This is a genomic window from Rhodococcus sp. ACPA1 (assembly GCF_002300195.1).
In the GTDB taxonomy this organism is placed as follows: domain Bacteria; phylum Actinomycetota; class Actinomycetes; order Mycobacteriales; family Mycobacteriaceae; genus Rhodococcus_F; species Rhodococcus_F opacus.
Genome location: NZ_NSDX01000005.1, coordinates 483,101 through 506,260 on the forward strand (window position 1 = coordinate 483,101; position 23,160 = coordinate 506,260).

General features: G+C 67.9%; 20 protein-coding genes. 7 read left to right on the forward strand and 13 right to left on the reverse strand.

Annotated elements, in window-relative coordinates:
- Positions 1-2: 2 nt before the first annotated feature.
- From CJ177_RS26640 to CJ177_RS26650, 3 genes are read right to left on the reverse strand one after another with little or no spacing between them, the layout of a single operon-like run.
- Positions 3-1,655: a (2,3-dihydroxybenzoyl)adenylate synthase gene (locus tag CJ177_RS26640; RefSeq protein WP_095869007.1), complete on the reverse strand. Its 1,653-nt coding sequence runs from the start codon at positions 1,653-1,655 to the stop codon at positions 3-5.
- A 36-nt stretch (positions 1,656-1,691) separates the two neighbouring features.
- Complete coding sequence (locus CJ177_RS26645) at positions 1,692-2,462, reverse strand: SDR family oxidoreductase (protein ID WP_095869008.1); 771 nt, start codon at positions 2,460-2,462, stop codon at positions 1,692-1,694.
- Positions 2,459-3,601, reverse strand: a complete 1,143-nt coding sequence (locus CJ177_RS26650; protein ID WP_095869009.1) for an isochorismate synthase MenF — start codon at positions 3,599-3,601, stop codon at positions 2,459-2,461. Before CJ177_RS26650 ends, CJ177_RS26645 begins: the two co-directional genes overlap by 4 nt.
- A 262-nt stretch (positions 3,602-3,863) precedes the next feature.
- Between CJ177_RS26650 and CJ177_RS26655 the strand changes: the two genes are divergently transcribed.
- From CJ177_RS26655 to CJ177_RS26670, 4 genes are all read left to right on the forward strand, one after another.
- The gene (locus CJ177_RS26655; RefSeq protein WP_005244439.1) at positions 3,864-4,814 is read left to right on the forward strand and encodes an Lrp/AsnC family transcriptional regulator; all 951 of its coding nucleotides are present in this window, start codon (positions 3,864-3,866) and stop codon (positions 4,812-4,814) included.
- Between the two features lie 151 nt (positions 4,815-4,965).
- Positions 4,966-5,241 (forward strand): hypothetical protein, encoded by a 276-nt coding sequence (locus tag CJ177_RS26660; protein WP_095869010.1) that lies wholly within the window; start codon positions 4,966-4,968, stop codon positions 5,239-5,241.
- Positions 5,238-6,710 (forward strand): sodium:solute symporter, encoded by a 1,473-nt coding sequence (locus CJ177_RS26665; protein WP_095869011.1) that lies wholly within the window; start codon positions 5,238-5,240, stop codon positions 6,708-6,710. The genes CJ177_RS26660 and CJ177_RS26665 overlap by 4 nt, the downstream gene beginning before the upstream one ends.
- Positions 6,707-8,140, forward strand: a complete 1,434-nt coding sequence (locus tag CJ177_RS26670; protein WP_005244436.1) for an amidase — start codon at positions 6,707-6,709, stop codon at positions 8,138-8,140. Before CJ177_RS26665 ends, CJ177_RS26670 begins: the two co-directional genes overlap by 4 nt.
- Here the strand turns inward: CJ177_RS26670 and pyk are convergent.
- The 4 genes from pyk to CJ177_RS26690 all read right to left on the reverse strand — a co-directional run bounded on the left by pyk (position 8,079) and on the right by CJ177_RS26690 (position 13,469).
- Positions 8,079-9,614: a pyruvate kinase gene (gene pyk, locus CJ177_RS26675; RefSeq protein WP_095869012.1), complete on the reverse strand. Its 1,536-nt coding sequence runs from the start codon at positions 9,612-9,614 to the stop codon at positions 8,079-8,081. The two genes, CJ177_RS26670 and pyk, sit on opposite strands and share 62 nt — an antisense overlap.
- Positions 9,611-10,741 (reverse strand): glycerate kinase, encoded by a 1,131-nt coding sequence (locus CJ177_RS26680; protein ID WP_095869013.1) that lies wholly within the window; start codon positions 10,739-10,741, stop codon positions 9,611-9,613. Before CJ177_RS26680 ends, pyk begins: the two co-directional genes overlap by 4 nt.
- Before the next feature lie 34 nt (positions 10,742-10,775).
- Positions 10,776-12,242 (reverse strand): C4-dicarboxylate transporter DctA, encoded by a 1,467-nt coding sequence (dctA, locus tag CJ177_RS26685; protein WP_005244433.1) that lies wholly within the window; start codon positions 12,240-12,242, stop codon positions 10,776-10,778.
- A 129-nt stretch (positions 12,243-12,371) separates the two neighbouring features.
- Positions 12,372-13,469, reverse strand: a complete 1,098-nt coding sequence (locus tag CJ177_RS26690) for a tartrate dehydrogenase (protein ID WP_095869014.1) — start codon at positions 13,467-13,469, stop codon at positions 12,372-12,374.
- Between the two features lie 213 nt (positions 13,470-13,682).
- Here CJ177_RS26690 and CJ177_RS26695 point away from each other — a divergent pair, with 213 nt between their 5' ends.
- The gene (locus CJ177_RS26695; protein ID WP_025431857.1) at positions 13,683-14,615 is read left to right on the forward strand and encodes a LysR family transcriptional regulator; all 933 of its coding nucleotides are present in this window, start codon (positions 13,683-13,685) and stop codon (positions 14,613-14,615) included.
- A 46-nt stretch (positions 14,616-14,661) separates the two neighbouring features.
- Here CJ177_RS26695 and CJ177_RS26700 read toward each other — a convergent pair whose 3' ends face one another.
- Complete coding sequence (locus CJ177_RS26700) at positions 14,662-16,263, reverse strand: MFS transporter (RefSeq protein WP_005244430.1); 1,602 nt, start codon at positions 16,261-16,263, stop codon at positions 14,662-14,664.
- 153 nt (positions 16,264-16,416) lie between these two features.
- On the opposite strand from CJ177_RS26700, the gene CJ177_RS26705 reads away from it, so the two are divergent.
- A complete protein-coding gene (locus tag CJ177_RS26705; RefSeq protein WP_005244429.1) occupies positions 16,417-16,743 on the forward strand; it encodes an amphi-Trp domain-containing protein in 327 nt (108 codons plus the stop codon).
- An 11-nt stretch (positions 16,744-16,754) separates the two neighbouring features.
- Here the strand turns inward: CJ177_RS26705 and CJ177_RS26710 are convergent, their stop codons facing one another.
- Positions 16,755-17,576, reverse strand: coding sequence for a class II glutamine amidotransferase (locus CJ177_RS26710; RefSeq protein WP_061040627.1), 822 nt, complete (start codon positions 17,574-17,576; stop codon positions 16,755-16,757).
- Between the two features lie 154 nt (positions 17,577-17,730).
- On the opposite strand from CJ177_RS26710, the gene CJ177_RS26715 reads away from it, so the two are divergent.
- The gene (locus CJ177_RS26715; protein ID WP_095869015.1) at positions 17,731-19,143 is read left to right on the forward strand and encodes a DUF2252 domain-containing protein; all 1,413 of its coding nucleotides are present in this window, start codon (positions 17,731-17,733) and stop codon (positions 19,141-19,143) included.
- Between the two features lie 82 nt (positions 19,144-19,225).
- On the opposite strand, the gene CJ177_RS26720 is transcribed toward CJ177_RS26715, so the two are convergent.
- Genes CJ177_RS26720 through CJ177_RS26735 form a run of 4 tightly spaced genes read right to left on the reverse strand, consistent with a single transcriptional unit; the run spans position 19,226 to position 23,136 of the window.
- Positions 19,226-19,822, reverse strand: coding sequence for a hypothetical protein (locus CJ177_RS26720; RefSeq protein WP_143548707.1), 597 nt, complete (start codon positions 19,820-19,822; stop codon positions 19,226-19,228).
- A complete protein-coding gene (locus CJ177_RS26725) occupies positions 19,822-20,601 on the reverse strand; it encodes a hypothetical protein (protein WP_095869016.1) in 780 nt (259 codons plus the stop codon). Before CJ177_RS26725 ends, CJ177_RS26720 begins: the two co-directional genes overlap by 1 nt.
- 40 nt (positions 20,602-20,641) lie before the next feature.
- Positions 20,642-21,676: a D-2-hydroxyacid dehydrogenase gene (locus CJ177_RS26730; RefSeq protein ID WP_095869237.1), complete on the reverse strand. Its 1,035-nt coding sequence runs from the start codon at positions 21,674-21,676 to the stop codon at positions 20,642-20,644.
- A gap of 11 nt (positions 21,677-21,687) precedes the next feature.
- Complete coding sequence (locus tag CJ177_RS26735) at positions 21,688-23,136, reverse strand: MDR family MFS transporter (RefSeq protein WP_005244423.1); 1,449 nt, start codon at positions 23,134-23,136, stop codon at positions 21,688-21,690.
- Between the last annotated feature and the right edge of the window lie 24 nt (positions 23,137-23,160).

Sequence of the window (23,160 nt, forward strand, 5' to 3'; positions counted from 1 at the left end):
AGTCACGAGGTCACGAACGTCTTCTCCAGTGCCCGGCGCAGGTCGGACTTGCTGATCTTGCCGACGCCGGTGACCGGGAATTCGTCGACGAACACGACCTTGTCCGGCACCTTGTAGTCGGCGAGCCCGCGGCCGCGGACGAACTTCTTGAGTTCGACGGCCTTCGGCTGCTCACCTTGCACCACGACGAACGCGCAACTCCGTTCGCCGAGATACGGGTCGGGCATCGACACCACCGCGACGTCGGCGACGGCGGGGTGTGCGAGCAGATGGTTCTCGACCTCTTCCGCGGCCACCTTCTCGCCGCCGCGGTTGATCTGATCCTTCGCGCGGCCCTCGACGACGAGGTAGCCGTCGTCCGTGAGCCGGACGATGTCGCCGGTGCGGTAGAAGCCGTCCTCGGTGAAGGACGTCGAATTGTGTTCGGGAGCGCGGTAATACCCGCGGATCGTGTACGGGCCGCGGGTGAGCAGGTGACCGGTCGTGCCGTTCGGGACGGGCTCGCCCCGGTCGTCGACGACCCGGACCTCGTCGTCGGGGCTGATCGGTCTGCCCTGGGTGGTGACGATCGTGTCTTCCGGATCGTCGAGCCGCGTGTAGTTGACCAGGCCCTCCGCCATCCCGAAGACCTGCTGCAGCGTGCACCCGAGTTCGGGACGCACCCGCTTCGCGGCCTCGGCGCTGAACTTGGCACCGCCCACCTGCAGCACCTCGAGGCTCGAGAGGTCCCGTTCCGTGCGACCACGGGCGGCCAGCCAGGCCAACGCGAGCGGCGGCACCAGCGACGCAATCGTGACGCCCTCCTTCTCGATGAGCGCGAACGCGGTGTCGGGGCTCGGATCCGGCGCGAGCACCACGCGACCACCGGCGTGCAGCACGCCGAGGATGCCCGGTGAGCTCATCGGAAAATTGTGCGCCGCAGGCAGAACGACGAGCATGCGGGTGCTCTCGTCGACGCCGCAGATGCGGTCCGACTCGCGCACCGAGTACAGGTAGTCGGTGTGGGTGCGCGGGATCAGCTTCGACACCCCGGTGGTTCCGCCCGAGAGCTGCAGGAATGCCACGGATTCCGGACCCACCGCCGGCCCGTCCGAGATCGGATCCGCCGCCCGCAGTTCGTCGAGTGACGTGAACTCCTCCGCGTCCCCGGCCACGATGATCCTGGGCGGATTCTCGGCCGAGGCCACCACGTCGCGGGCGAGTGTGCGGTAGTCGAATCCGGCGTGCGTATCGGTGACGACGTAGGCCGCGGCGTCGGTGAAGCTGCAGAAGTAGGAGATCTCCTGGGCGCGGTGCGCGGGCAGCGCGAACACCGGCAGTGCGCCGAGCCGGAAGACCGCGAAGATCACCTCGACGTACTCGACGATGTTCGGCAACTGCACCACGACCCGGTCGCCGGGCCGCACTCCCGACGACTGCAGCCCGGCGGCGAGCCGGTCGGCGCGGTCGGACAGTTCCCGGTAGGTGAGGGCGCGGTCGGCCCCGGACGCGTCCGGTCCGGTCACGGCGATCGCGTCCCCGAATTGCTCGGCGCGGGCGCCCAGGAACTGCTGGAACGTCTCGTCCGTCCAGTACCCGGCGTCACGGTAGCGTGCGGCGAGGTCGGCGGGGTAGCCGACGGTGGTCTCCAGGGGAGCGCGAACGCTCGTGGTCATCGAAAGTCCTTTCACGGGCATGGCTGTTCGGGGTCGTCAGGCTCGGAGGGTAGCGCCGCCGTCGACGTAGAGCGCCTGCATGGTGATGTGACGTGCCCGATCCGACAGGAGGAACTCGACGGAGTCCGCGATGTCGGCGGCGTCGGCGATGCGGCCCAGCGGGATACCGACCTTGAACGAGCCCAGGTCTCCGTCGATCGCTCCGCGTGCTCCGGCGTCGTCGGCGGGATCCGACCACAGCGACCGCTGCATCGCTGTGTCCGTCGAGCCGGGGGCGACGATGTTGGCGCGGATCCCGTATTCGGCGAGTTCGAGGCCGAGTACCCGGACGATCATCGAGACGGCGGCCTTGGACGCGCCGTACGCGCCCATTCCGGTGCGGGGGACGCCCGCGGCGTTGGAACCGACCACGACGATGGAACCGGCTGCACGCTCGCGCATTCCGGTGCCGACCGCCCTCAGCACGTTGACGAGGCCGGTGACGTTGACGTCGAACACGCGCTGCCAGCTCTCGGGGTCGGCGTCGAGAACAGAGCCGGTCTCGAGTACACCCGCCACGTGCGCGAGTGCGGTGAGGGGTCCGTGCTCGTCCTCGATCCGGCGGACGGTGTCGGTGACGGCGGCGGTGTCGCGGATGTCGGTGACGGCGGTGCCGAGCGGCGGGGTGTCGAGCAGTGCCGCGGTGGCGGCGAGGCCGTCGGCATCACGATCGAGCAGTACCAGGCGGTGGCCGGACCGCGACAGTGTGACGGCCGTGGCCCGTCCGATGCCCTGGGCCGCCCCGACGACCAGTGTCGTGCCGCTCATCGGGGGAGTCCCAGTGCGGCGAGGACGGTGCCCAGTTTGGTTGTGGTCTCGGCGAGTTCGTCGTCCGGTTCGGAGGCGGCGACGATGCCACCGCCGGCGTACGCCGTGACGGTGGTGCGGTCGGCGTCGATCTGCGCGCACCGGATGGTGACCATCCATTCGCCGTCACCGTCGGCGTCGGCCCAGCCCACGGCGCCGGCGTAGAAGCCGCGGTCGCCCTCGAGTTCGCCGATCAGTGCACGCGCGGCGTCGGTGGGGGTGCCGCACACGGCCGGGGTCGGGTGCACGGCGACGGCGAGGTCCAGTGCGGTCACCGAGCGGTCCCGCAGTCGTCCCGACACGGGTGTGCCGAGATGCCACAGTTGCGGTGTGCTGGTGAGGGTGGGCCGGTCGGGGATGTCGAGTTCGGTGCAGAACGGTTCGAGGCTCGCTCGCAGTGCCTCGACGACGAGGGCGTGTTCACGCAGATTCTTCTCCGACGCCGCGAGGTTCTCCGCGGTCGGCCTGTCGATCTCGGGATCGGTGTGCCGGGGAGCGGATCCGGCGAGAGGATGGCAGGTCACGGTGTCGCCGTGGCGACGGATGAGCACCTCGGGACTCGAGCCGACGAGGTGCCGTCCCGACCAGCCGGTGCCCGCGGCGCTCAGATCGACGCTGAAGCCGTTGCCGCCGAGGTCGTTCGCGACAAGGTTCGCGAGCAGTGCGTGCGGATGCAGCGGTTCGTCGGCGTGCAGGACGACCGATCGGGCGAGCACCACCTTGTGCAGTGCGGCCTCGGGCTCTCGCAGCACGTGAATGGCGGCGGCGACCCGGGCGACGTGCTCGTCCTCCGGGGGAATCGACTTGCCGGCGCGTACGTGTGGAAGGGCCTGCCGACGAGGGGACCAGCTTCGCGGGTGATGACGCAGCGTCTGTGGTGCGATCAGCGCGGCGGGATGTGACGGGTCGAAGGCGAGCGCGCCGACCACCGACGTCGCGGTGCCGCTCCGCAGGGCCGCGGCGGCGTCGCGGGCGGAGTCGTAACCGGTGTGGATGCCGTCGGCGATCACGGTGCCGTGCGGGCGGGAGAGAACGAACGGCGCGCCCGGCGGGAGGTCCGCCGAAGTCTCTGCGGACTCGGCAACGGCCGTCGACTGCATATGCGATCACCTTTCGTAGCGGACAACTGCGGTGCGCCTGGCGATGCGCACCGTCACGTTCAGACCATATACGGTTAGCCTAACCTTTGGTGATTCAGCTTGTCCGCCTGCGGTCCCGTTGCGACCCGTATTCCGTTGCAGGCCAGCGATTTCGAGTCGCGACATGGGGCGCGATATCAGCCGCGAACAGCATCTGGATTCTCGCCACCACCGACTGGCCTAACATCGCATGCACACGTTGCATGGAGGGCAGGCGGCTTCAATGACCGAACGCAGGTTCTCGCTCGATCAGCGGATCGTCGCCGCCCTCCAGGTCGACGGGCGGTGTTCCTGGAGCCGAATTGCGCAGGCGCTCGGCGAACCCGAGCGGAACGTGACCCGGCACGGCATCGCGCTCCTCGAGTCCGGCCGGGTGGCGGTCACCGCCGTCGCGAACAGCGGCGGCACCGCGATCGTCCGCCTCCAGTGCTCCCCGGGAACGGTGCGGGTGGCGGCGAGCGCCCTCGCGCAGCGCAGCGACTGCATCTTCGTGTACATCCTCACCGGCACCGCCGACTGTGTGGCCGAAATCCACGTGTCCCGGGATCGTCTCCCGAAGCTCGTCATGGACGAACTGCCCGCGACGATGGGCGTCGTCCGAAGCTGGACCGACCCGGTGCTGCGGTACTTCCGCACGGTCCGCGAATGGGAGGCCGGGGTCCTGACCCCCGCCGAGAAAGAAGCGATCGGCGGGGTGGCGCCTCCGGCGACCTTCCTCACGGACCTGGAACGCGGCACCCGGGACCCCGTCGACCGGACGATCATCCGCGAGCTGATGCAGAACGGGCGGGTGGGGACCACGGCGCTCGCCCGGACCGCGGGTGTCTCCGAGGCGACGGCCCGGCGACGCGTCCAGGCGCTGCTCACCGAGGCTGCGATCAGTCTCCGGGTGGTGGTCGACCCCGCCCTGTTCGGGCTGCGCGCCGAGGCGATGCTGTTCATCAAGACCCAGCGCAACCGGATCGAACCGCTCGTACGGGGAATGCTCGAGATGCCGTACGTGCGGTACGCGGCCGGCACGGCGGGCGAATACCAGGTGGTCGCCAACATCGCCGCGCCCGACGAGTCGGTGCTCTACGACTACATCACCACCGCGCCGTGGGTGGCCGACGCGATGGCCCTCGAGACCAACATGGTGGTGCAGGCGGTCAAGCGCAGCGGACGGGTCATGTGACGGATTTCGACATCGGACGGCCCCTCCGGCGCACCTGATTGCGATCTCCGACAGTCCGGTGGCCGATTTCGCCGAACCTCGCACAGCTGTTGAGTGCTGTGATCCACACCACGCATGCTTCCTCTACTCCCCGGATGGAAGAAGGAACAGCATGCAACGAGAAGCCATTCTCGGGGCGATCGAGGATTCGCCGCAGCGCCGTTGGCTGCTGCTCGTCCCGGTCGCCCCGGTTCTCGCACTCGTCACCGCCGTGCGGCTGCCGTTTGTGAACACAGCCGACCTGTGGCTCGGGATGCCGCGGCTGCTCGTGTGGTGTTCGGCCTGGGTGCTCCTCCTGCTGCCCGCGCTGGCGGCGGTGGAGTTCGGCCTCGTCCGGCCGCACGAGGAGCGGAGCCACGACCTCCAGCTCGAGGAGGCGACACTATGACGAATTCAGCTCTGTGGATCACCCTGGCCGGCATGATCGGGCTGGCCGTGATCGCGGTCGGTGGACGCCGGGAACGCGCTCAGAACCTGAGCGAGTGGACGGTCGGCAAGCGGAACTTCGGTGTGGTCACCAGCTTCTTCCTGCAGGCCGGTGAATCGTTCACCACCTTCACGTTCCTCGGTGTCGCCGGTATCGCCTTCACCGCCGGCATCGGCGCCACCTACGCCATCCCGTACATCCCGCTCGGCTACGTGGCCCTGTATTTCATCGGCCCGCGGATCTGGAAGCTCAGCAAGGACCGCGGCTACATCACCCAGGCCGACTTCTTCGCGGACCGCTACCGCAGCCCGCTGCTCGGCCGACTCGTCGCGTTGTGCGGCATCATCTTCCTGCTGCCGTACCTGCAGTTGCAGATCACCGGCCTCGGCCTCATCGTCCGCCTAGTGACGGGCAGCGCGAGTTCGGGCACGCTCAGCATGATCGTCGCGACCGTCCTCGTCGTCGGGTTCGTGCTGTGGGCCGGCATCCACGGCCTGGCACGCACCGCCTACGTCAAGGACGTCCTGATCCTGCTCGCCGTCGTGGTGCTGTCCATCGTGATCCCGTTGCACTTCGCCGGTGGCATCGGCGACGTGTTCGGCCAGATCGCTCAGACGCACAGCGAGATGCTGACCGTGAATCCCGGTGACTACGACCGGGTCTGGTGGACCACCAGCCTGCTGATCTCCGCGATCGGCTGCGGATTCCTCACCACCCCGCATCTCTGGCCGCCGCTGCTGGCCGCGAAGAACGGTCGAGTGATCCGCTCCAACAACACTTTTCTGCCGATGTACCAGGTGGTCATGATTCTCCCGATCATGCTGGGCTTCGTCGGAATCCTCGCGCTGAACCCGAACACCAGCAGTAACGCCGTCCTGCTCACGTTGGCCGGGGGCGCCCTGCCGAACTGGGCGCTCGGACTGATCGCGATCGCTGCCGCGTCCGCGGCGATGCTCCCCGCAGGCGCCATCTGCATCGGCATCTCGACACTGGCGTCGCACAACCTTGTGAAGATCGAGAGTGAGCGCACGAAACTCCGGTTCAACCACCTCGTCGTGATCGCCGCCGCCACCACGGCCCTGGTGCTCGGTCTGACGCGCCCCGACCTGCTGGCCAATCTGTTGCTGCTCACGTTCGGCGGTCTCAGCCAGCTCGCTCCGGGTCTGGCGCTGGCCCTGCCCGAGAAGCCGTTGCTGGCCAAGCAGTCCGTGTTCGCCGGGCTCGTCGTCGGCATGCTCACCGTCATCGTGATGACCGTCTTCGACCTGAACCTCGCCAACATCGACGCCGGCATCTGCGGACTGGTCCTCAACCTCGCGGTGATCGCCGTCGTGGAGGCCGCCGTCCGTGCCACCCGTCCCCGCACCCCGACCCCCGCGCCGTCGGACGACCGTCCGGCTGCCACCCCGATCCTGGAGACCACGACATGACCATCGATCACTACTCGACCGCGCGAGAGATGCTCGCCGCACTCCGCAGCAAGGAGATCTCGGCGCGGGAGCTGCTCGGCCTGCACATGGACCGGATCGCGCAGGTTAATCCGACGGTCAACGCGCTCGTCAGCCTCGACCTGGACCGTGCGCACGCCACCGCCGCCGCCGCCGACGAGCAGACGGCAGCAGGCGGGCCGGTGGGGCCGTTGCACGGACTGCCGTTCGCGTTCAAGGACACTCACGACGTCGCCGGGTTCCCCACGGTCGCCGGTTCGCCGCTGCTCGTCGACAACGTGCCCGAGACCAGTGAGCTGATCGCCGAACGCGTCACCGCGGCCGGGGCCGTCACCATCGGCAAGTCCAACGTTCCCGAATTCGCCGCCGGCTCGCACACGTTCAACACCGTCTTCGGGACCACCACCAACCCGTACGACCCGACGAAGAGCGCGGGCGGGTCGAGTGGCGGCGCCGCGTCCGCGCTCGCCGCCGGGCTGGTACCGCTCGCCGACGGCAGCGACATGGGCGGTTCGCTGCGCAACCCGGCGTCGTTCTGCAACGTCGTCGGACTGCGCCCCACCCCGGGACGAGTGCCGTGCTGGCCCAACCGCGCACCCTGGGACTCGCTCGTGACGCAGGGCCCGATGGCCCGGAACGTCGACGACGTCGAACTGCTGCTGTCGGTGATCGCGGGACCCGACGCACGCGTCCGCAGCTCGCTCGGCGCCGATGCCGTCGCTCCTCGTCTCGGTGTCGCCGGCCTGCACGGTCTGCGTGTCGCGGTGTCCGCGGATCTGAACGGCATCTTCCCTCTGGACGCGCCGGTCCGCGAGATTCACGACCGTCAGGCGTCGATCTTCGCCGCGGCGGGAGCGGTGGTGGCCGAGGACGCGCCGTCGATTCCCGACGCCGAGTGGGTGTTCCGCACGCTGCGGGCATGGCGGTTCAAGATCGACTTCGGCGCGCAGGCGGACGCGACCCCCGACATGCTGAAGCCGTCGCTCCTCGACAACATCCGGCAGGCAGACCGGCTGTCCGCCGACGACGTCGCGAAGGCCATGGTGGCGCAGGCGGAGATCCAGTATCGCGCCGTCGAATTCTTCGGCCGCCACGACGTTCTGGTGATGCCCGTGTCCCAGGTACTTCCGTTCGATGCCGAACTCGAGTACCCGGCCGCCGTCGACGGACGCCGCTGCGACGACTACCTCGACTGGATGACGTCGGCGTTGACCGTGACGGTCCTGGGGTGCCCGTCGATCTCCGTTCCGGCCGGATTCAGCGCCGACGGTCTGCCGGTCGGCGTGCAGATCGTCGCCGCTCCCGGCAACGACCTGTTCCTGCTCGACGTGGCGCGGGCGTACGAGCAGCTCAACCCCGTCGGAGCCACCCGTCCGCACCTGCTCCAGGCGGCAGCGTCCAGCCCTTCGTGAAGTCGTCCTCCCCGACGCGGTGGACGTGGATGAGGTTGGTGGATCCGACGGTGTGCGGGGGTGAGCCGGCGACGATGACGACGAGGTCGCCGTGCCGGTAGGTGCCCAGTCGGAGGAGGGCGGTGTCGACCTGCCGGATCATTTCGTCGGTCGATTCGACCGGGTCGACGAGGAACGTTTCGGTGCCCCAGGTGAGGGCGAGTTCGTTGCGCACCTGGGGTACCGGGGTGAACGCCAGCAGTGGCAGCGGGGTGTGGAGTCGGGCGAGTCGTCGCACGGTGTCCCCGGACTGGGTGAACGCGACCAGCGCGGTGGCGTTCAGGCGTTCGCCGATGTCGCGGGCGGCGAACGAGAGAACCCCGCCGTGGGTGCGGGGAGTGTGGGTCAGGGCGGGGACGGTGGTGGACTGGTGTTCGACGGCGGCGAGGATCCGCGCCATCGTCGCGACGGTCTCGATCGGGTAGGCGCCGACGGAGGTTTCCCCGGACAGCATTACCGCGTCGGCGCCGTCGAGGACCGCGTTGGCCACATCCGATGCCTCGGCCCGGGTGGGCCGGGAATTGTCGATCATCGACTCGAGCATCTGGGTGGCGACGATCACCGGTCGGGCGTTCTCCCGGGCGATCTGCACGATCCGTTTCTGCACCAGCGGCACCTGCTCGAGGGGGACCTCCACCCCGAGGTCGCCGCGCGCGACCATGACCGCGTCGAAGGCCCGCACGATCGCCTCGATGTCGTCGACGGCTTCGGGTTTTTCGATCTTCGCGATCACCGGGACCCGGCGGCCGATCCGGTCCATCACCTCGTGGACGGGGTCGATGTCGGTGGGGGCGCGCACGAAGGACAGGGCGATCAGGTCGACCCCGAGGCGTAGGGCGAATTCGAGGTCGTCGATGTCCTTGTCGGACAGGGCGGGGACGGAGACGTTCATCCCGGGCAGGGATACGCCCTTGTTGTTGCTGATCGGGCCGCCCTCGGTCACTCGGCACACCACGTCGTTGCGGTCGACGGCGATCACGGTCAGCGCGATCTTGCCGTCGTCGACGAGGAGGCGGTCTCCGGGGCGTGCGTCCTGGGCGAGGTGGGTGTAGGTGGTCGAGACCCGGTCGTGGGTGCCCGCGCAGTCCTCGACGGTGATCCGGACCTGTTCGCCGGCCGCCCATACGGTCGCGCCGTCGGCGAAGCGGCCGAGGCGGATCTTCGGTCCCTGCAGGTCCGCGAGGATTCCCACGGCTCGGCCGGTGCTGTCGGCTGCGGCGCGGACGCGCCGGTAGTTGGCTTCGTGGTCGGTGTGGTCGCCGTGGCTGAAATTCAGTCGGGCGATGTCCATCCCGGTTTCGACGAGACTGCGGGTGCGCTCGTCGGTGGCGGTGGCGGGCCCGAGCGTGCAGACGATCTTCGCCCTGCGCGGCGACAGCAGCGACGCCGAGTCGACATCGGCAGTGAGTGGCGAGGGGATGTCGGTGAGAGTCATCGTGGTCCTTCGTTGTGCAGAAGTGAGCCGCGGCCGATGTCGCGCCCGATGCGGGTGAGGAGTTCGCCGGTCAGCTCCGGGTCGGCGGCGGTGTTCCGGTCGGTGTAGTCGCCGAGGGCATGGATGTACTCGAAACCGGCAGGAGCCCACTGTTTCCGGGACAGAGTGTTGCGGCCGGCGACGGCGATCACCGGGACCGGGTGGGCGCGGCGGGCCAGGACCGCGAGCAGTTTGCCGTGTTCGGTCTGCTCGTCGATGCTGCCCTCGCCGGTGATCACCAGGTCCATTCCTGCGAGGTAGCCGTCGAAATCGAGTAGGTCGAGGAAGTATTCGGCGCCGGAGACCATGCGCGCGCCGAGCAGCATGGCGGCGAATCCGATCCCACCGGCACTACCGGCGCCGGGGGAGTCCGCCACCGCACGCGCCTGCCGGTAGCCGCTGCGGGTGAACACCTCGACGAGGTTGTCGAGGCCGGTGTCGAGGTAGCGCACGGCTGCGGGGTCGGCGCCCTTCTGGGGGCCGTACACGGCGGCGGCGCCGTGCGGTCCGGTCAGCGGGTTGGTGACGTCGCCGGCGATCACGATCTCCATTCCGGACAGGTTCACTGCGCGGGAGGAGTCGATCGCCGCGACCTCGGGAAGGGTTCGCCCGCACGCCCGCAGGGGTCGTCCCGTGGTGTCCGAGAAGGTGAACCCGAGGGCGGCGAGCATCCCCATTCCGCCGTCGGTACCGGCGCTGCCGCCGAGGGCGAGGACGAGGCGGCGCGGGTGGTGGCGGCGGGCGTGCCCGATGGCCTGGCCGAACCCGAGGCTGGAGGCGTCGAGGGGAGCGGTGCGCCCGCTGGGGAGGGTGGCGAGTCCGCAGGTGTTGGCGACTTCGACCACCGCGGTGGTGCCGTTGTCCGCGATGCGTCCGCGCTGGGGTGTTCCCGTTGCGCCGGCGACGGTGACCGGGTGCGGAGTGAATCCGACCGCCACCGCCGCGTCGACGCTGCCGTCGCCTCCGTCGGCGAGAGGAAGTTTCCTGCTGTCGATTCCCGCCGACGCGAGGCCGGCCGAGAGATGTTCGGCGACAGCTGCTGCGGAGAGCGAGCCCTTGAACTTGTCCGGGGCAACCAGAACCCTCATCGGCCTTCCTTTCTCGTGTGCAGTGCGGATGCGGTCATCGCTGGGTGGAGTGCGCGGGCGTCGTCGCCGCGGGGTCGAGCCGTTCGTGGTCGATGCTGACAGCGTCCGGTTCCTCGATCATGTGGTGGTGCTTGTCCCGTGGTTCCTGTTCCAGGATCTCCATGTCGAAGTCGTTCTCGACGTCACCGTCGGGTGGGGGAAGTACTTCGCCGGAGAAGACGCGGCGGGCGCGGTCGACGTCGAGTTCGTGGTTCCATTTGGCGACGAACAGGGTGGCGACGGCGTTGCCGATGAAGTTCACCAGGGCGCGGCATTCGGACATGAACTTGTCGATACCGAAGATGAGCATGATGCCGGCCGCGGGGATGGTGCCGAGGGTGCTCAACGTTGCTGTCAGCGCGATGAATCCGCCTCCGGCGACACCTGCGGCGCCCTTGGAGGTGAGGAGCATGACGCCGAGGAGGCCGAGTTGCTGCGGAATGGACAGGTCGGTGTTGGTGGCCTGCGCGATGTACAGCGCGGCGAGCGAGAGGTAGATGGCTGCCCCGTCGAGGTTGAAACTGTAACCGGTGGGCACGACGAGACCGACGGTGGTCTTCTTGACGCCGGCGTACTCCAGCTTGCGCATCAAACCGGGCAGCGCGGGCTCGGCAGTGGAGGTGCCGAGAATGAGCAGGAGCTCTTCCTTGAAGAAGCCGAGCATCCGGAAGATGTTGAGCCGCAGATACGCCATGACCGATCCGAGGACAACGAAGACGAAGAACGCGGACGTGACGTAGAACAGCAGGATCAGGCTGCCGAGGCTGGTGAGGGTGGAGACACCGTACTTGCCGATGGCGAAGGCCATGGCGCCGAACGCACCGAGGGGTGCGAGCTTCATGATGAAGCTAAGGACCTTGAAGACCACCGCGGTGAGGCGTTCGACGGCGTCCCGGATCGGTGCGGCGATCTGCCCCACCGCGTTGATGGCGACCCCGAAGATGACGGCGAGGAAGATGACCTGGAGGATGTCGCCCTCGACGAACGGGCCGAACACGCTGTCCGGGACCAGGTGGGTGATGAACTCCCACCACTGTTTCTCTTCACCGGTCTGAATCAGTTTGTTGGCGGAGTCGGTCGTTTCCAGCGAGGCGGCGTCGGCATTCACCCCGTCCCCGAGACGGAAGAGGTTGATCGCGACGAGGCCGGTGAGCAGCGCGAGGATCGTTCCGACCTGGAAATAGGTCAGCGCCTTGATTCCGGTCAGCCCGACCTTCTTCAGGTCCGCGACACTCGCGATGCCGCCGACGATCGTCAGGAACACGATCGGGCAGATCAGCATCTTCATGGCGGTGATGAAGGTGGTGCCGATCGGCTCCATCGCCTCGCCGGTGTCCGGCCAGAGCCACCCGACCAGGATGCCGAGCACGATCGCGATGAGAACCCAGAAGTACAGTTGCCTGTACCAAGGTTTCTTCACAGTCGCCGGTTGGTAACTCGCTGCGCTGCTGGGTGTTTCCATGACATTCACCTCGGGTGAGAGTGTTCAGGTGTGAAGACGGGGGTGGCCGAGAGTTACCGACCGTTCGAGGGGTGGGGCCCGACCCGGCAGATCCTGCCGAGTCGGGCCGGCTGTGACTGTGGATTGCGGTCAGGCCGGGGTCAGCGCGGTCTGCAGCGCGTGCACGATCGCCTCGGTGACGGCGTCGGTGTCCGACGAGCCGCCGATGTCGCGGGTCAGTGCTCCGCTCGCGGTGGCGGCCTCGATGGCGGCTTCGACGCGGCGGGCCTCGTCGTGCAGCCCGAAGTGGTCGAGCATCAGGGCGGCGCTGGCGATCGCGCCGATCGGGTTGCTGATGCCCTGGCCCGCGATGTCGGGTGCGGAACCGTGGACGGGTTCGAACATGCTCGGGAAGCGGCGCTCCGGGTTGAGGTTCGCGCTCGCCGCGATGCCGAGGCTTCCCGCCAGCGCGGAGCCGAGGTCGGAGAGGATGTCGGCGTTGAGGTTCGACGCCACCACCACGGACAGATCCTCCGGGTGCAGGATGAACTTGGCGCTCATCGCGTCGACGAGGACGCTTTCGGTCGCGACGTCGGGGTAGTCGAGGGCGACGCGGTTGAAGACCTCGTCCCACAGGACCATGCCGTACTGCTGGGCGTTGGACTTGGTGACGCTGGAAACCTTCTTCACCGTGCGGGTGCGGGCCAGGTCGAACGCGAACCGCATGATGCGCTCGCAGCCCTTCTCGGTGAACAGCGCGGTCTGCAGTGCGACCTCGTTGCCCGGACCGCGGCCGCTGAGGTTACGTCCGCCGAGGCCGGCGTACTCGCCCTCGCTGTTCTCCCGGACGACGACCCAGTCGAGTTCGGTGTCGTCGGCCTTGCGCAGCGGGGACCGCACGCCGGGGAGGAACTTCACGGGCCGCACGTTGGCCCACTGGTCGAAGTTCTGGGTGATGTTGAGCCGCAGCCCCCAGAGGCTGATGTGGTCGGGGACGTTCTCCCATCCGACCGCGCCGAAGTAGATGGCGTCGAACGCCTGCAGGGTGTCGAGGCCGTCGTCGGCCATCATCTTCCCGGTCTGCTCGTAATACCCGCATCCCCAGGGAAATTCTTCCCAGTCGAAGGCGAAACGCCCACCGGACTGTTCTGCGAGGACGTCGAGCACGCGCCGTCCGGCAGCGACGACCTCCTTGCCGACGCCGTCGGCGGGGATCGATGCAATCTTGAACGTCTGCAGTAGTGCCATGTCGTTGCCTCCATCGTGTTGTGCTCGTCACAGTGTGTGATGCATTCATTAACCCGTCACAATCACGCAGCGTCCATGACCAAGAGTCGATCCGGCTTATAGGTTTCACCTAATCGAGGCGCGTTTTCGCAGGTAGAGTGAGTGTGCATGCGGCGGTCGCCGACAGCCACGCTCGAGGGTTCGGCCGCACATCGACGGGAATGAGGGGTTCGGATGGACGCGCGTCAGTTGCGGTACTTCCTGGCTGTGGTCGATCAGGGAGGCATCAACCGCGCGGCGGAAACACTGCTGATCGCGCAGCCCTCGCTCTCCCAGTCGATCTCCGCGCTGGAGCGTGAACTCGGGGTACCGCTCTTTCACCGCGTCGGACGCCGGCTGGTGCTCAGCGACGCCGGCGAAACGCTCGTCGGCCCGGCCCGCGTGGTGTTGCGCGATCTCGAGGATGCGAAGGCATCCGTCGATGCGCTGAAAGGGCTCCGGGCCGGTCGCGTGGACCTGATCACGATGCCGTCACCCGGGATCGAACCCCTCACCACGATCCTCACCAGCTTCAGCCGCACCTATCCTTCGGTCACTGTCAATGCCGAGGCGGCGTTCACTCCCGAAGAGGTGCTGCACGCCGTGCGCACCGGCGTCTGCGAGGTCGGGATCCTGGGTTCACCGGCCGCGGTGCGTGCCCCCGAACTCGACGTCGTCGCGCTCGAAAGCCAGCCGCTGATCCTCATCTCCGGGCCGGGCGCCGAGACACCGAGCCGCCCGGAGATTCGGAGATCGGAACTGTCCGGATTTCGACTGATCGTCTCGCAGCGCGGATCGCTGATGCGAACCCTCGTCGACGAGGTCCTCGCCAGCGGCGTCGCAGCCACCATCGTCGCCGAGGTCGCCCACCGAACCTCGATCCTTCCGATGGTCCTCAGCGGATTCGGGCAGGCCGTCATGCCGTCGTCGTGGGCGCCGTCGGCCCGGCAGTCCGGCGCCACCGTGCACCGCATCGTCCCCGAGTCCTACTTGCACATCGCCGCCGTCTGCCGGCGAACCCATCTCACGCCACCCGCGCGGACGCTCATGGACGAGGCACGAAAGTACGCAGAACGCACACCGGCCGCCTGGGATGCCCCCGCCGCGGAGAGCCCGCAAAACTCCTGAACGACAGTCGTGCCCACGATCCGTGCGGTTTCGACGCGCGGGGGACTCAGCCCAGGTCTGTCCCTTCGCCGGAGTTCTGTGGTGTCGGGTCCGGTATGCGCCTCATGCGGAACGAATTGAACACCCCGATGAGACCGGCGAGGATGGGGATGAGCAGGGCGATTTGAAGGGCGAGCGGTCGTGCGTCGGTGTTGATGCGGATGATCTCGTCCTGAATCTCCGGGGGCTGGTCGACGAGCAACTGTTCGAGCTGGGTGTTGCTCATGACTTCGGCGTCGTCCTCGAGCACCTGCGCCACCTGTTGCTGCTCGGCCGGCGGGAGCACGGTGCTCGACTCCGCCATCGAGGTGAAGGTGAAGGACAGCGTTGCCAGCATGATGGCGCCGGCGAACGCCAGCCCGAACGAGAGCCCGAACGATCCCGCCGCGGAATTGACGCTGGCGGCCTCGCTGATCCGCTCCTCCTCGATCGGTGCCAGCGTGTAGTTGTTGAGTTGAGACACCAGCAACCCCAACCCGGATCCGGCGATCACCAACGGGATCACCAGGCCCCAACCGAACTCGGCGCGCGGCACGATCGGGATCAGCGCCGCGATCCCGATCGTCAGAAGCACGAATCCCCACCGGATGATGCTGCTCGGGCGCCGGTCGCCCGCCTTCTTGCCCGCGAGCACCGCCACTGCGAACATGCTGAGCGAGAGAGGTGCGAGGGACAAGCCTGCCTGCATCGCGTTGTACTCGAGCACCATTTGCAGGTAGATCGGCAGCGCGATCATCGTGCCACCCAGGGCGATCTGCTGGAGCATCTGCCCAGAGATGCCCAGTCGGAAGACCTTGGAGCGGAACAGGTCCGGGTCCAGCAGTGCCGGCTTCCCTTGACGTTTGCGCCGCACGAGCCAGTACGCCAGCACAGCCATCGCAATCGCACCGATCACCAGGAGCGCACCAACGGATTCGCCACCCTCCTGCCACACCAGGATTCCGAGCACGATCCCGCCCATGCCCAGAACGGAGAGGGCCGCGCCCACCAGGTCGATGACTCGGGGTCCGGTGTAGGGCACGTCGCGGACCAGTTTGATGCCGGACAGGACGACCGCGATGATGACGACTTCGAGCACGAACCCGACGCGCCACGAGAGGTAGGTGGTGATGAAACCGCCGAGCAGCGGTCCGACGGCGGCGGCGATCGCGGCCGCCGCCCCGACCAGGGCGTAGACCTTCTTCTGAGCGGCGCCTTCGAAGTTGCCGTGGATGAGGGACTGCATGGCGGGCAAGAGGAGTGACGCGCCGATTCCACCGAGTATTGCCCAGAAGATGATGATCGCGGTCAGGCTCTGTGCGAGTGCCATCGCCGACGCACCGACTGCGTAGCCGAGCAGGCCCAGCACATACGCCCGTTTGCGTCCGATGAGATCGCCGACCTTGCCACCGATGAGGATGAACGCGGCGGATACCAGCGCCTCGAGTGCGATCGCCGCCTGGACGCCGCTGACGGTCGTGTCGAGGTCGCGAACCACCGAGGAGATCGACACGTTCATCAGTGATGTGTCGACGACGAGCACGAACATCGCCATCGCCAGCAGCAGTCCGAGCAGGCGTTGAGGGCCCGCTACCCGCTTCGAATCACTGGAAGTCGGTTCTTCGGTCATCGGAGGCCCACCGTCCGTCCATCGCGCGCTGCACAGAGTGTCCCATGCGTGGGGACGACGAAGCTACATCTTCACTTTGTTATCGGTTCGATCCGGCCACCGGTCTCGCGACAGTTACGGTGATGAGACACTGCACCGAGGTGAGGAGTCGCCGTGCCCAAATTGGAGATCAAGAGGAAGTCCGAGCTCTCCCGGAAAGAGGTGTCCGACCGGCTCATCGCGCTCGGACAGGCACTCGCGAGCGGCTCCGAGGTGGAACTGGGCTCGGGTGGTGACTCGATTTCCGTCGTCGTCGCCGACCGGGTCCGGTGGGAGCTCGAGATAGAGGTCGAAGGCGACGAGACCGAGATCGAAATCGAAATCAGTTGGCGCGACGATCCGTCCGTAGAGTCGACGGCCGACGCGGAACCGGAATCGGAGAGTCCGCCTCCCGTCAAGACCGCGCGTCGGGGGCGGCCCCGCAAGAGCACCGCCAGGTGAGCTCCGCGAAGTCAGGTCGGTGACATCGGTTCGAACGGCCGGATTTCGTCCTGGCCCGGTCGGACCACCCCGGCCGAGGATTCCGGCACCTCGTTCCACGCGCCTTCGAGGTCGCGGAGGGGTTCGGAGACCACGAATCGGGTCTCCCCGCCCAGGTTGTGCAGGACCTCGACCTCCGGGTGCAGTGCGCGCAGCTTCGCGACCTCGGTGGAGAAGAACAACGACCTCGACTGCCGCTCACTCGAATAGCGGAAGATCCACAGCGATTCGCCGTCGGTGGTCGCGACGGTCATCTGCACCGGATGCTCGACCCCATGGGCGCGGCCGACATCTTCGACGAAGCCGACCGCACGGGCCACAGCACCGAGGGGGTCGTCGACGAGGCCGAACGTCAGGGCGAGGAAGAACAGTGCCTCGGAGTCCGTCGACCCTTCGAGGTCGGAGAACAGCTCCGGGTCGACGGCCATCACCAGGTCGCGCCGGGTCTCGTGAAACCCGCGCAGTGCGCCGTTGTGTACCCACAACCACCGCCCGTGCCGGAACGGGTGACAATTGCTGCGCTGCACCGGCGTCCCGGTCGAGGCGCGCACGTGAGCGAGTAGCATCGGCGTTCGCACCTGACCGGCGATCTCCCGCAAATTGCTGTCGTTCCAGGCCGGTTCGATGCTCTTGTACACCGCCGGCTCACTGCCTTCGCCGTACCAGCCGACACCGAACCCGTCGCCATTGGTGGTCGTCGCCCCGAGACGGGAGTGCAGACTCTGGTCGATCAGCGAATGTTTAGGGCGGAACAGCAGGTCCTCCGCGAGGATCGGCTCCCCCGAGTACGCCATCCACCGGCACATACATCAATTCAAGCAGAACCACATCGGTGTGCCCACCCCCGTTTACCGATGAACCTGCTGGTATTTGCCGCGAACGCAGTCCGAGCGGAGGAGGATGGGAATCAACCGGCCATATCGCGTCACTCGAGGAAGGCAGACTGCCATGTCCGCGGAACACGACGAACCGGTGGCACATCCGAGCCGGGCCGAGCGCGCACAACGAGGGGCGGCCGCCCGCCGAGACACTCCGCCGGCTGCGCTCGCGGAATACGGTGTGGCCGATCGGCGCGACCCGGTGGGCCTCCTCGAGAAGCAGGCGACGGAGAGAGTCGCGGAACTCGTTCCGATCCGGTACGGGCGTATGGCGGCGACGGCCTTCGCCTTCTACCGCGGCGGCGCCGCGATCATGGCCGACGATCTGTCCCACTCGCCCACCACGGGCCTGCGCACGCAGCTCTGCGGCGACGCGCACCTGAGCAACTTCGGAATCTTCGCCACCCCGGAACGCCGGCTGGCATTCGACATCAACGACTTCGACGAGACACATCCCGGCCCCTTCGAATGGGATGTCAAACGCCTGGTCTCGAGCCTCGCGATCGCGGCGCAGGAGAACGGATTCAGCGGCACGAAGACCAGGAAGATCACCCGCGCCTGCGCCGCCGAATACCGCGAAACCATGGCCGGCCAGGCGCAACTGGGAAACCTGGCCGTCTGGTACTCCCACATCGAGCCCACAGCGGAACTCGTGGGGCTTCGAGACGAGCTGGACAAGTCGCAGAGGAAACGCGCCCGAACCGCTCTGGAGAAGGCGCGCCGCCGGGACAGCGTTCAAGCGCTCTCCAAGCTGACCGCCGTCGTGGACGGGGAGAGGCGGATCATCAGCAACCCGCCACTGTTGGTCCCGGTCGAGGAGCTGTACGCGGGCGAGGACCTCGAATCGCTGTACCGAGACCTACGGCATCGTCTGAACGTGTATGCACAGTCTCTGCGGTGGGACCACCGCGTCCTCTACGACCAGTTCCGGATGGTGCAGATTGCCCGCAAGGTGGTCGGGGTCGGCAGTGTGGGCACCCGCACCTGGATCATTCTGATGCTGGGAGCAGACGAAGACGATCCGCTGTTTCTGCAGGTGAAGGAGGCGGGTCCGTCCGTGCTGTCGCGTTACGTCGACGTCCCGTCGTTCGCTGCCGAGGGCGAGCGGGTGGTCAGCGGACAGCGGCTGATGCAGGCCGCGAGCGACATCTTCCTGGGCTGGGAACGTGGTGCGGGCCCCGACGGCGTCGAGCGGGACTTCTACGTGCGCCAACTGCGCGACGGCAAGGGTTCGGCGGTGGTCGAATCCCAGACACCCAGCGTCATGATGCTGTATGGGCGATTGTGTGCACGCGTCCTCGCCTATGCGCACGCGCGGGCCGGCGACCGGATCGCGATCGCCGCCTACCTCGGGGACGACACCGAATTCGATCATGCGATAGCCGAATTCGCCGAAACGTACGCAGAGCAGAACACCCGAGACCATCAGGCCCTCCTCGAGGCCATCTCGGGGGCCCGCATCGTCGCGGCTACCGGACTCTGAACAGCGACGTCCCGGAACCGTCCGGGAGTCCGCCCGCCCACACGACCGGTGGCCTGGGTTCGACTCCACCGGCCGGCACGGTTCAGAAGATCTGCACGAAGCGGTACCAGTCGTATTCGATGTGCTGATATCCGATCTCTCCGTCACGCTGGGGTCGGCCGATCTTGTCGGTGCCGCCCGGCAGATGAGCGACTCCGACAAGATTGACCAGGCCACCTTCGAGGTAGAAGTGGCAGCCGGTGTCGAGCTGCTCGACGCGCCAGGTGTCGTACAGGCCGATCCTCTGGTCCTCGGACGACGGTGTGCACGTCTGCGCGTATGCGGTCAGTTCGCCCACCGACAGCCGCCACCCGAGGTCGGAAGGCACACCGAAGAATACGAGGGTCGCCGTCAGTGCCACCATCGCCGGCGCAACGCAGATGCGTCGATCCCACCGGTACCGCCCCAGTTGCACGCCGGCGAGGATCAGCCACACGGCACCCAGAATCAGCAGGGCGAAACCAGCCAGCACGACGTACGGGAAGACCGGGTCGATCGGAATCGTGATCACCAGCGTCGCAGCGCAGGCGAACGCGACGAGGGCGGTGAGGACGATTCCGGTCGCCAACCGCCACCACCGCGGCGTGTCCGCCCGGTGGCGTGGCCTGTGCTGGGATGGCTGTTCGTCGCGGCCGTCCATCAGCGGTCTCCGTTCGCCGGCGCTCTCCGAGAGGTGGTCAGGTCGGTGACCTCCCGTCCGGCTCGCGCGGGCGGTGGACCGCCGAAGCCGCGGAGGTCGCGGGCGGTGGCGCCGGGCCCGAATCGTCCGATCACGGTGTGCCTGCTGTCCCAGAGCACCCCGCGAGTGGGGAGGGCCCACCGGCTGGAGAACGCGGACGTGTCGTCCTCGTCGTCCGTGGACGGGTCGTGCGCCGCGGCGATGTGCGCGGCGTAGGCGCGCAGCGCGACCGCGAAGGCGTTGGGTTCGCGGCCGGCGTCGAGAAAGTGCGCTCGGTCGCCGCACTGCGGGCAGTGCCACGACGCGCGGTGGCATCCGCCGGCGAGGCCGACGGCCGGTGTTTCGCCTCCGCGCGGACCGGCGGTGCGATACGCGTCGAACGGGTCGGGCTGCTCGATCCGATCGGGCGCCTGCCGAGCCGCCGCAACCATGTCCCGCCAGGCGGCGTGCACGTCGAAACCCCCGAGCATCAGTACCTCTTCGGGCATCGGGCCGATGAACGGGGAACCCGCGCACAGCACCCGGCTGTGGTCGTGGGCGTAGCTGTATCTCGGGTCGAGAGCCCGGGCGTGCCGCATCTGCTGCATGCGCTCGGTGATCGCGAGCCCGTGCCATGCGCGTCCGCAGTGCGGGCACGGGTCCTGGTTCACGTTCGAGTCGTGCCCGGATCGGTTGTCGTGGTTCGCGAGTTGGTCGTGTACGAGCCGGTCGATCCGGTCGACGAGGTCACGGTCGGTCATGGTGGATACCCACGGTAGCGGCGGCGGCCGCTCGGCGCAGTCAGTATCCCGCGTCGAAGTCGAACTCGTTGAGCAGCGCGTCGTCACCCGACAGGTAGCGTCCGAGGTTCTCGACGAACAGATCGACGATCTTCGCGTTCTCCGACGGCACGTTGGCAGCGCTGTGCGGGCTGAGGATGACGTTGTCGGCCGTCCACAACGGCGAATCGTCTCGGAGCGGTTCGGTGGAGGTGACGTCCAGGACCGCCCCGCCCAGCCGGCCCGTCGACAGTGCTTCTGCGAGAGCGTCTTCGTCGATGATCGGCCCCCGTCCGAGATTGACGACCAGGGCGCCGTCGGGGAGGGCCGCGAGTTCCCGGCGTCCGATCAGTCCGCGAGTGTCGTCGGTGAGGGCGCAGGAGATCACGAGAATGTCCGCGGCGGGCAGGTGCTCGGCGATCCGGTCCGTGGTGGTCATGCTGTCGAAGGGGGCGCCTGCGGGTCGTGGGTTGCGGGCGACCCCGCTTGCGGTGACGGAGAAGCACCGGAGGAGTTCCGCTGTGCGCGAGCCGATCTTGCCGGCGCCCACGATCAGCGCGTGGCGTCCCGCGAGCTCGGACGTTTCCTGCTTGCGCCAGGTCCGGGTCTGCCGGTCGGCGATCAGCCGGTGGAGTCCGCGCGCGAAATACAGAATGCCGGCGAGCGCGAACTCCGCCAGCGGCTCGGCGTGGACTCCCGCGGCGGTCGTCACCGTCAGCGGCGCACGCGACAGCCCGAATTTCTCGATCAGCTGCCCGGCACCCGCGGACGTCGCCTGAATCCATCGCAGATTCGGCGACTGTTCGAGTGTGCGTTCGGGGTGCCGCCAGTCGAAGTCGAACATCACGTCGGCGGTCCGCAACATCGACGACCACCGGTCGTGCTCGCCGGCCGTCAGATCACGCGGTACCCCGACGTGATCGCTGTGCCATCGAGGCCGGGGGAGCAGTTCGGGTGCGTACGCCACCCGGACCCGAGGGTCGCAGCCTGCGATCCTGTCGACCAGGTCCTGCTCGAGATACGACGCGACGAGCACGTCGATGCACGGGTCGGGCACGGGTCCCTCCTTCACAGCCGGCGGTCGGACGTCGGTGCGCTCGGCTCGACCTCCGGCGCGGAGGCGGATTTCGGCATCGCCGCCGCGGCCACGACGAGTACGACGGCCGCGCCGAGGGCGGCCACGAACACCAGATGCAGGGCCCCGGCCAGTTCGGCCGGGGCGGGGTTGTCGGCGCCGCCCAGTCGCGCGTTGACGAGGGCGCCGAACAGGGCGACCCCCACGGCGCTGCCGATGGAGCGGGCGAACATGTTGGTCGAGGTGACGACGCCGCGCTCCGACCAGTCGACGCTCGACTGCGCCGCGATGAGGGTGGGGCTCGCGACGAGACCCATGCCGCCGCCGATGACGAAGCAGCAGATCGCCACCTGCCACACCGCCGAGTCGATGGACAGGCTCAACGTGAGAGCGGTGCCCGTCACGACCAGCAGGCTGCCCGCGGTGGCCGTGACCCGGAAGCCGAAGCGCAGGTACACGCGCCCGGACTGCGACGCGGCGATCGGCCAGCCGATGGTCAGGGTGGCAAGCGCGAACCCGGCCACCAGTGCGCCCGTCCCGAGGACGCCCTGGGTGAAGGTCGGCACGTAGGTGGTCAGGCCCAGGACGATGGCCCCGACCAGCAGTGACACGAGACTGCTCGCCGCGAGAACCCGACGGGTGAACACCCACAGCGGAAGTACCGGTTCGGCGGCCCGCCGTTCCACGAGGACGAAGACGATCAGGAACACGAAACCCGCCGCGAAGATGCCGAGGCTGATCGGGGAACTCCACGCCCAGGCCTGCCCGCCTTCGAGGAGTCCGAGGATGAGCAGCGTCGCCCCGACTGCCAGGATTCCGGCGCCGGCGTAGTCGATCGACCGCTGGGTGCGCACCCGCTTCTCGTCGAAGTTGCGGATCAGCATCACGGCCGCGAGCAGACAGAGAGGAATGTTGACGAAGAAGATCCACCGCCACGACAGGTACTCGGAGAACACCCCGCCGAGGGTCGGGCCGACCACCGCCGACATGCCCCAGACGCTGGCCAGATAGCCCTGGGCCTTGGCACGTTCGGCGAGGGTGTAGATATCTCCGGCGATGGTCATGCTCATCGGCTGAACGGCCCCGGCGCCGAGACCCTGCACCGCGCGGAACGCAATGAGAGCGGGCATGCTCCACGCGATCCCGCACAGCACCGAGCCGACGCCGAACAGGGCGATGCCGAGGAGCATCACGGGCCTGCGGCCGAAGATGTCGGCCAGCTTGCCGTAGATCGGCACCGACACGGCCTGGGTGAGCAGGTAGATCGAGAACAGCCACGGGAACTGCGAGAAGCCGCCGAGGTCCCCGACGATGGTGAAGACGGCGGTGGAGATGATGGTCGCATCGAGCGCGACCAGTGACGTCGTGAGCATCAGCGACACGAGAATCGGTCCGCGTTCCGAACGGAACCCGACGTCGACCGGGGTCGTGTCCGTCGCCATTACCCACCTTCTCCGTTACCGCGC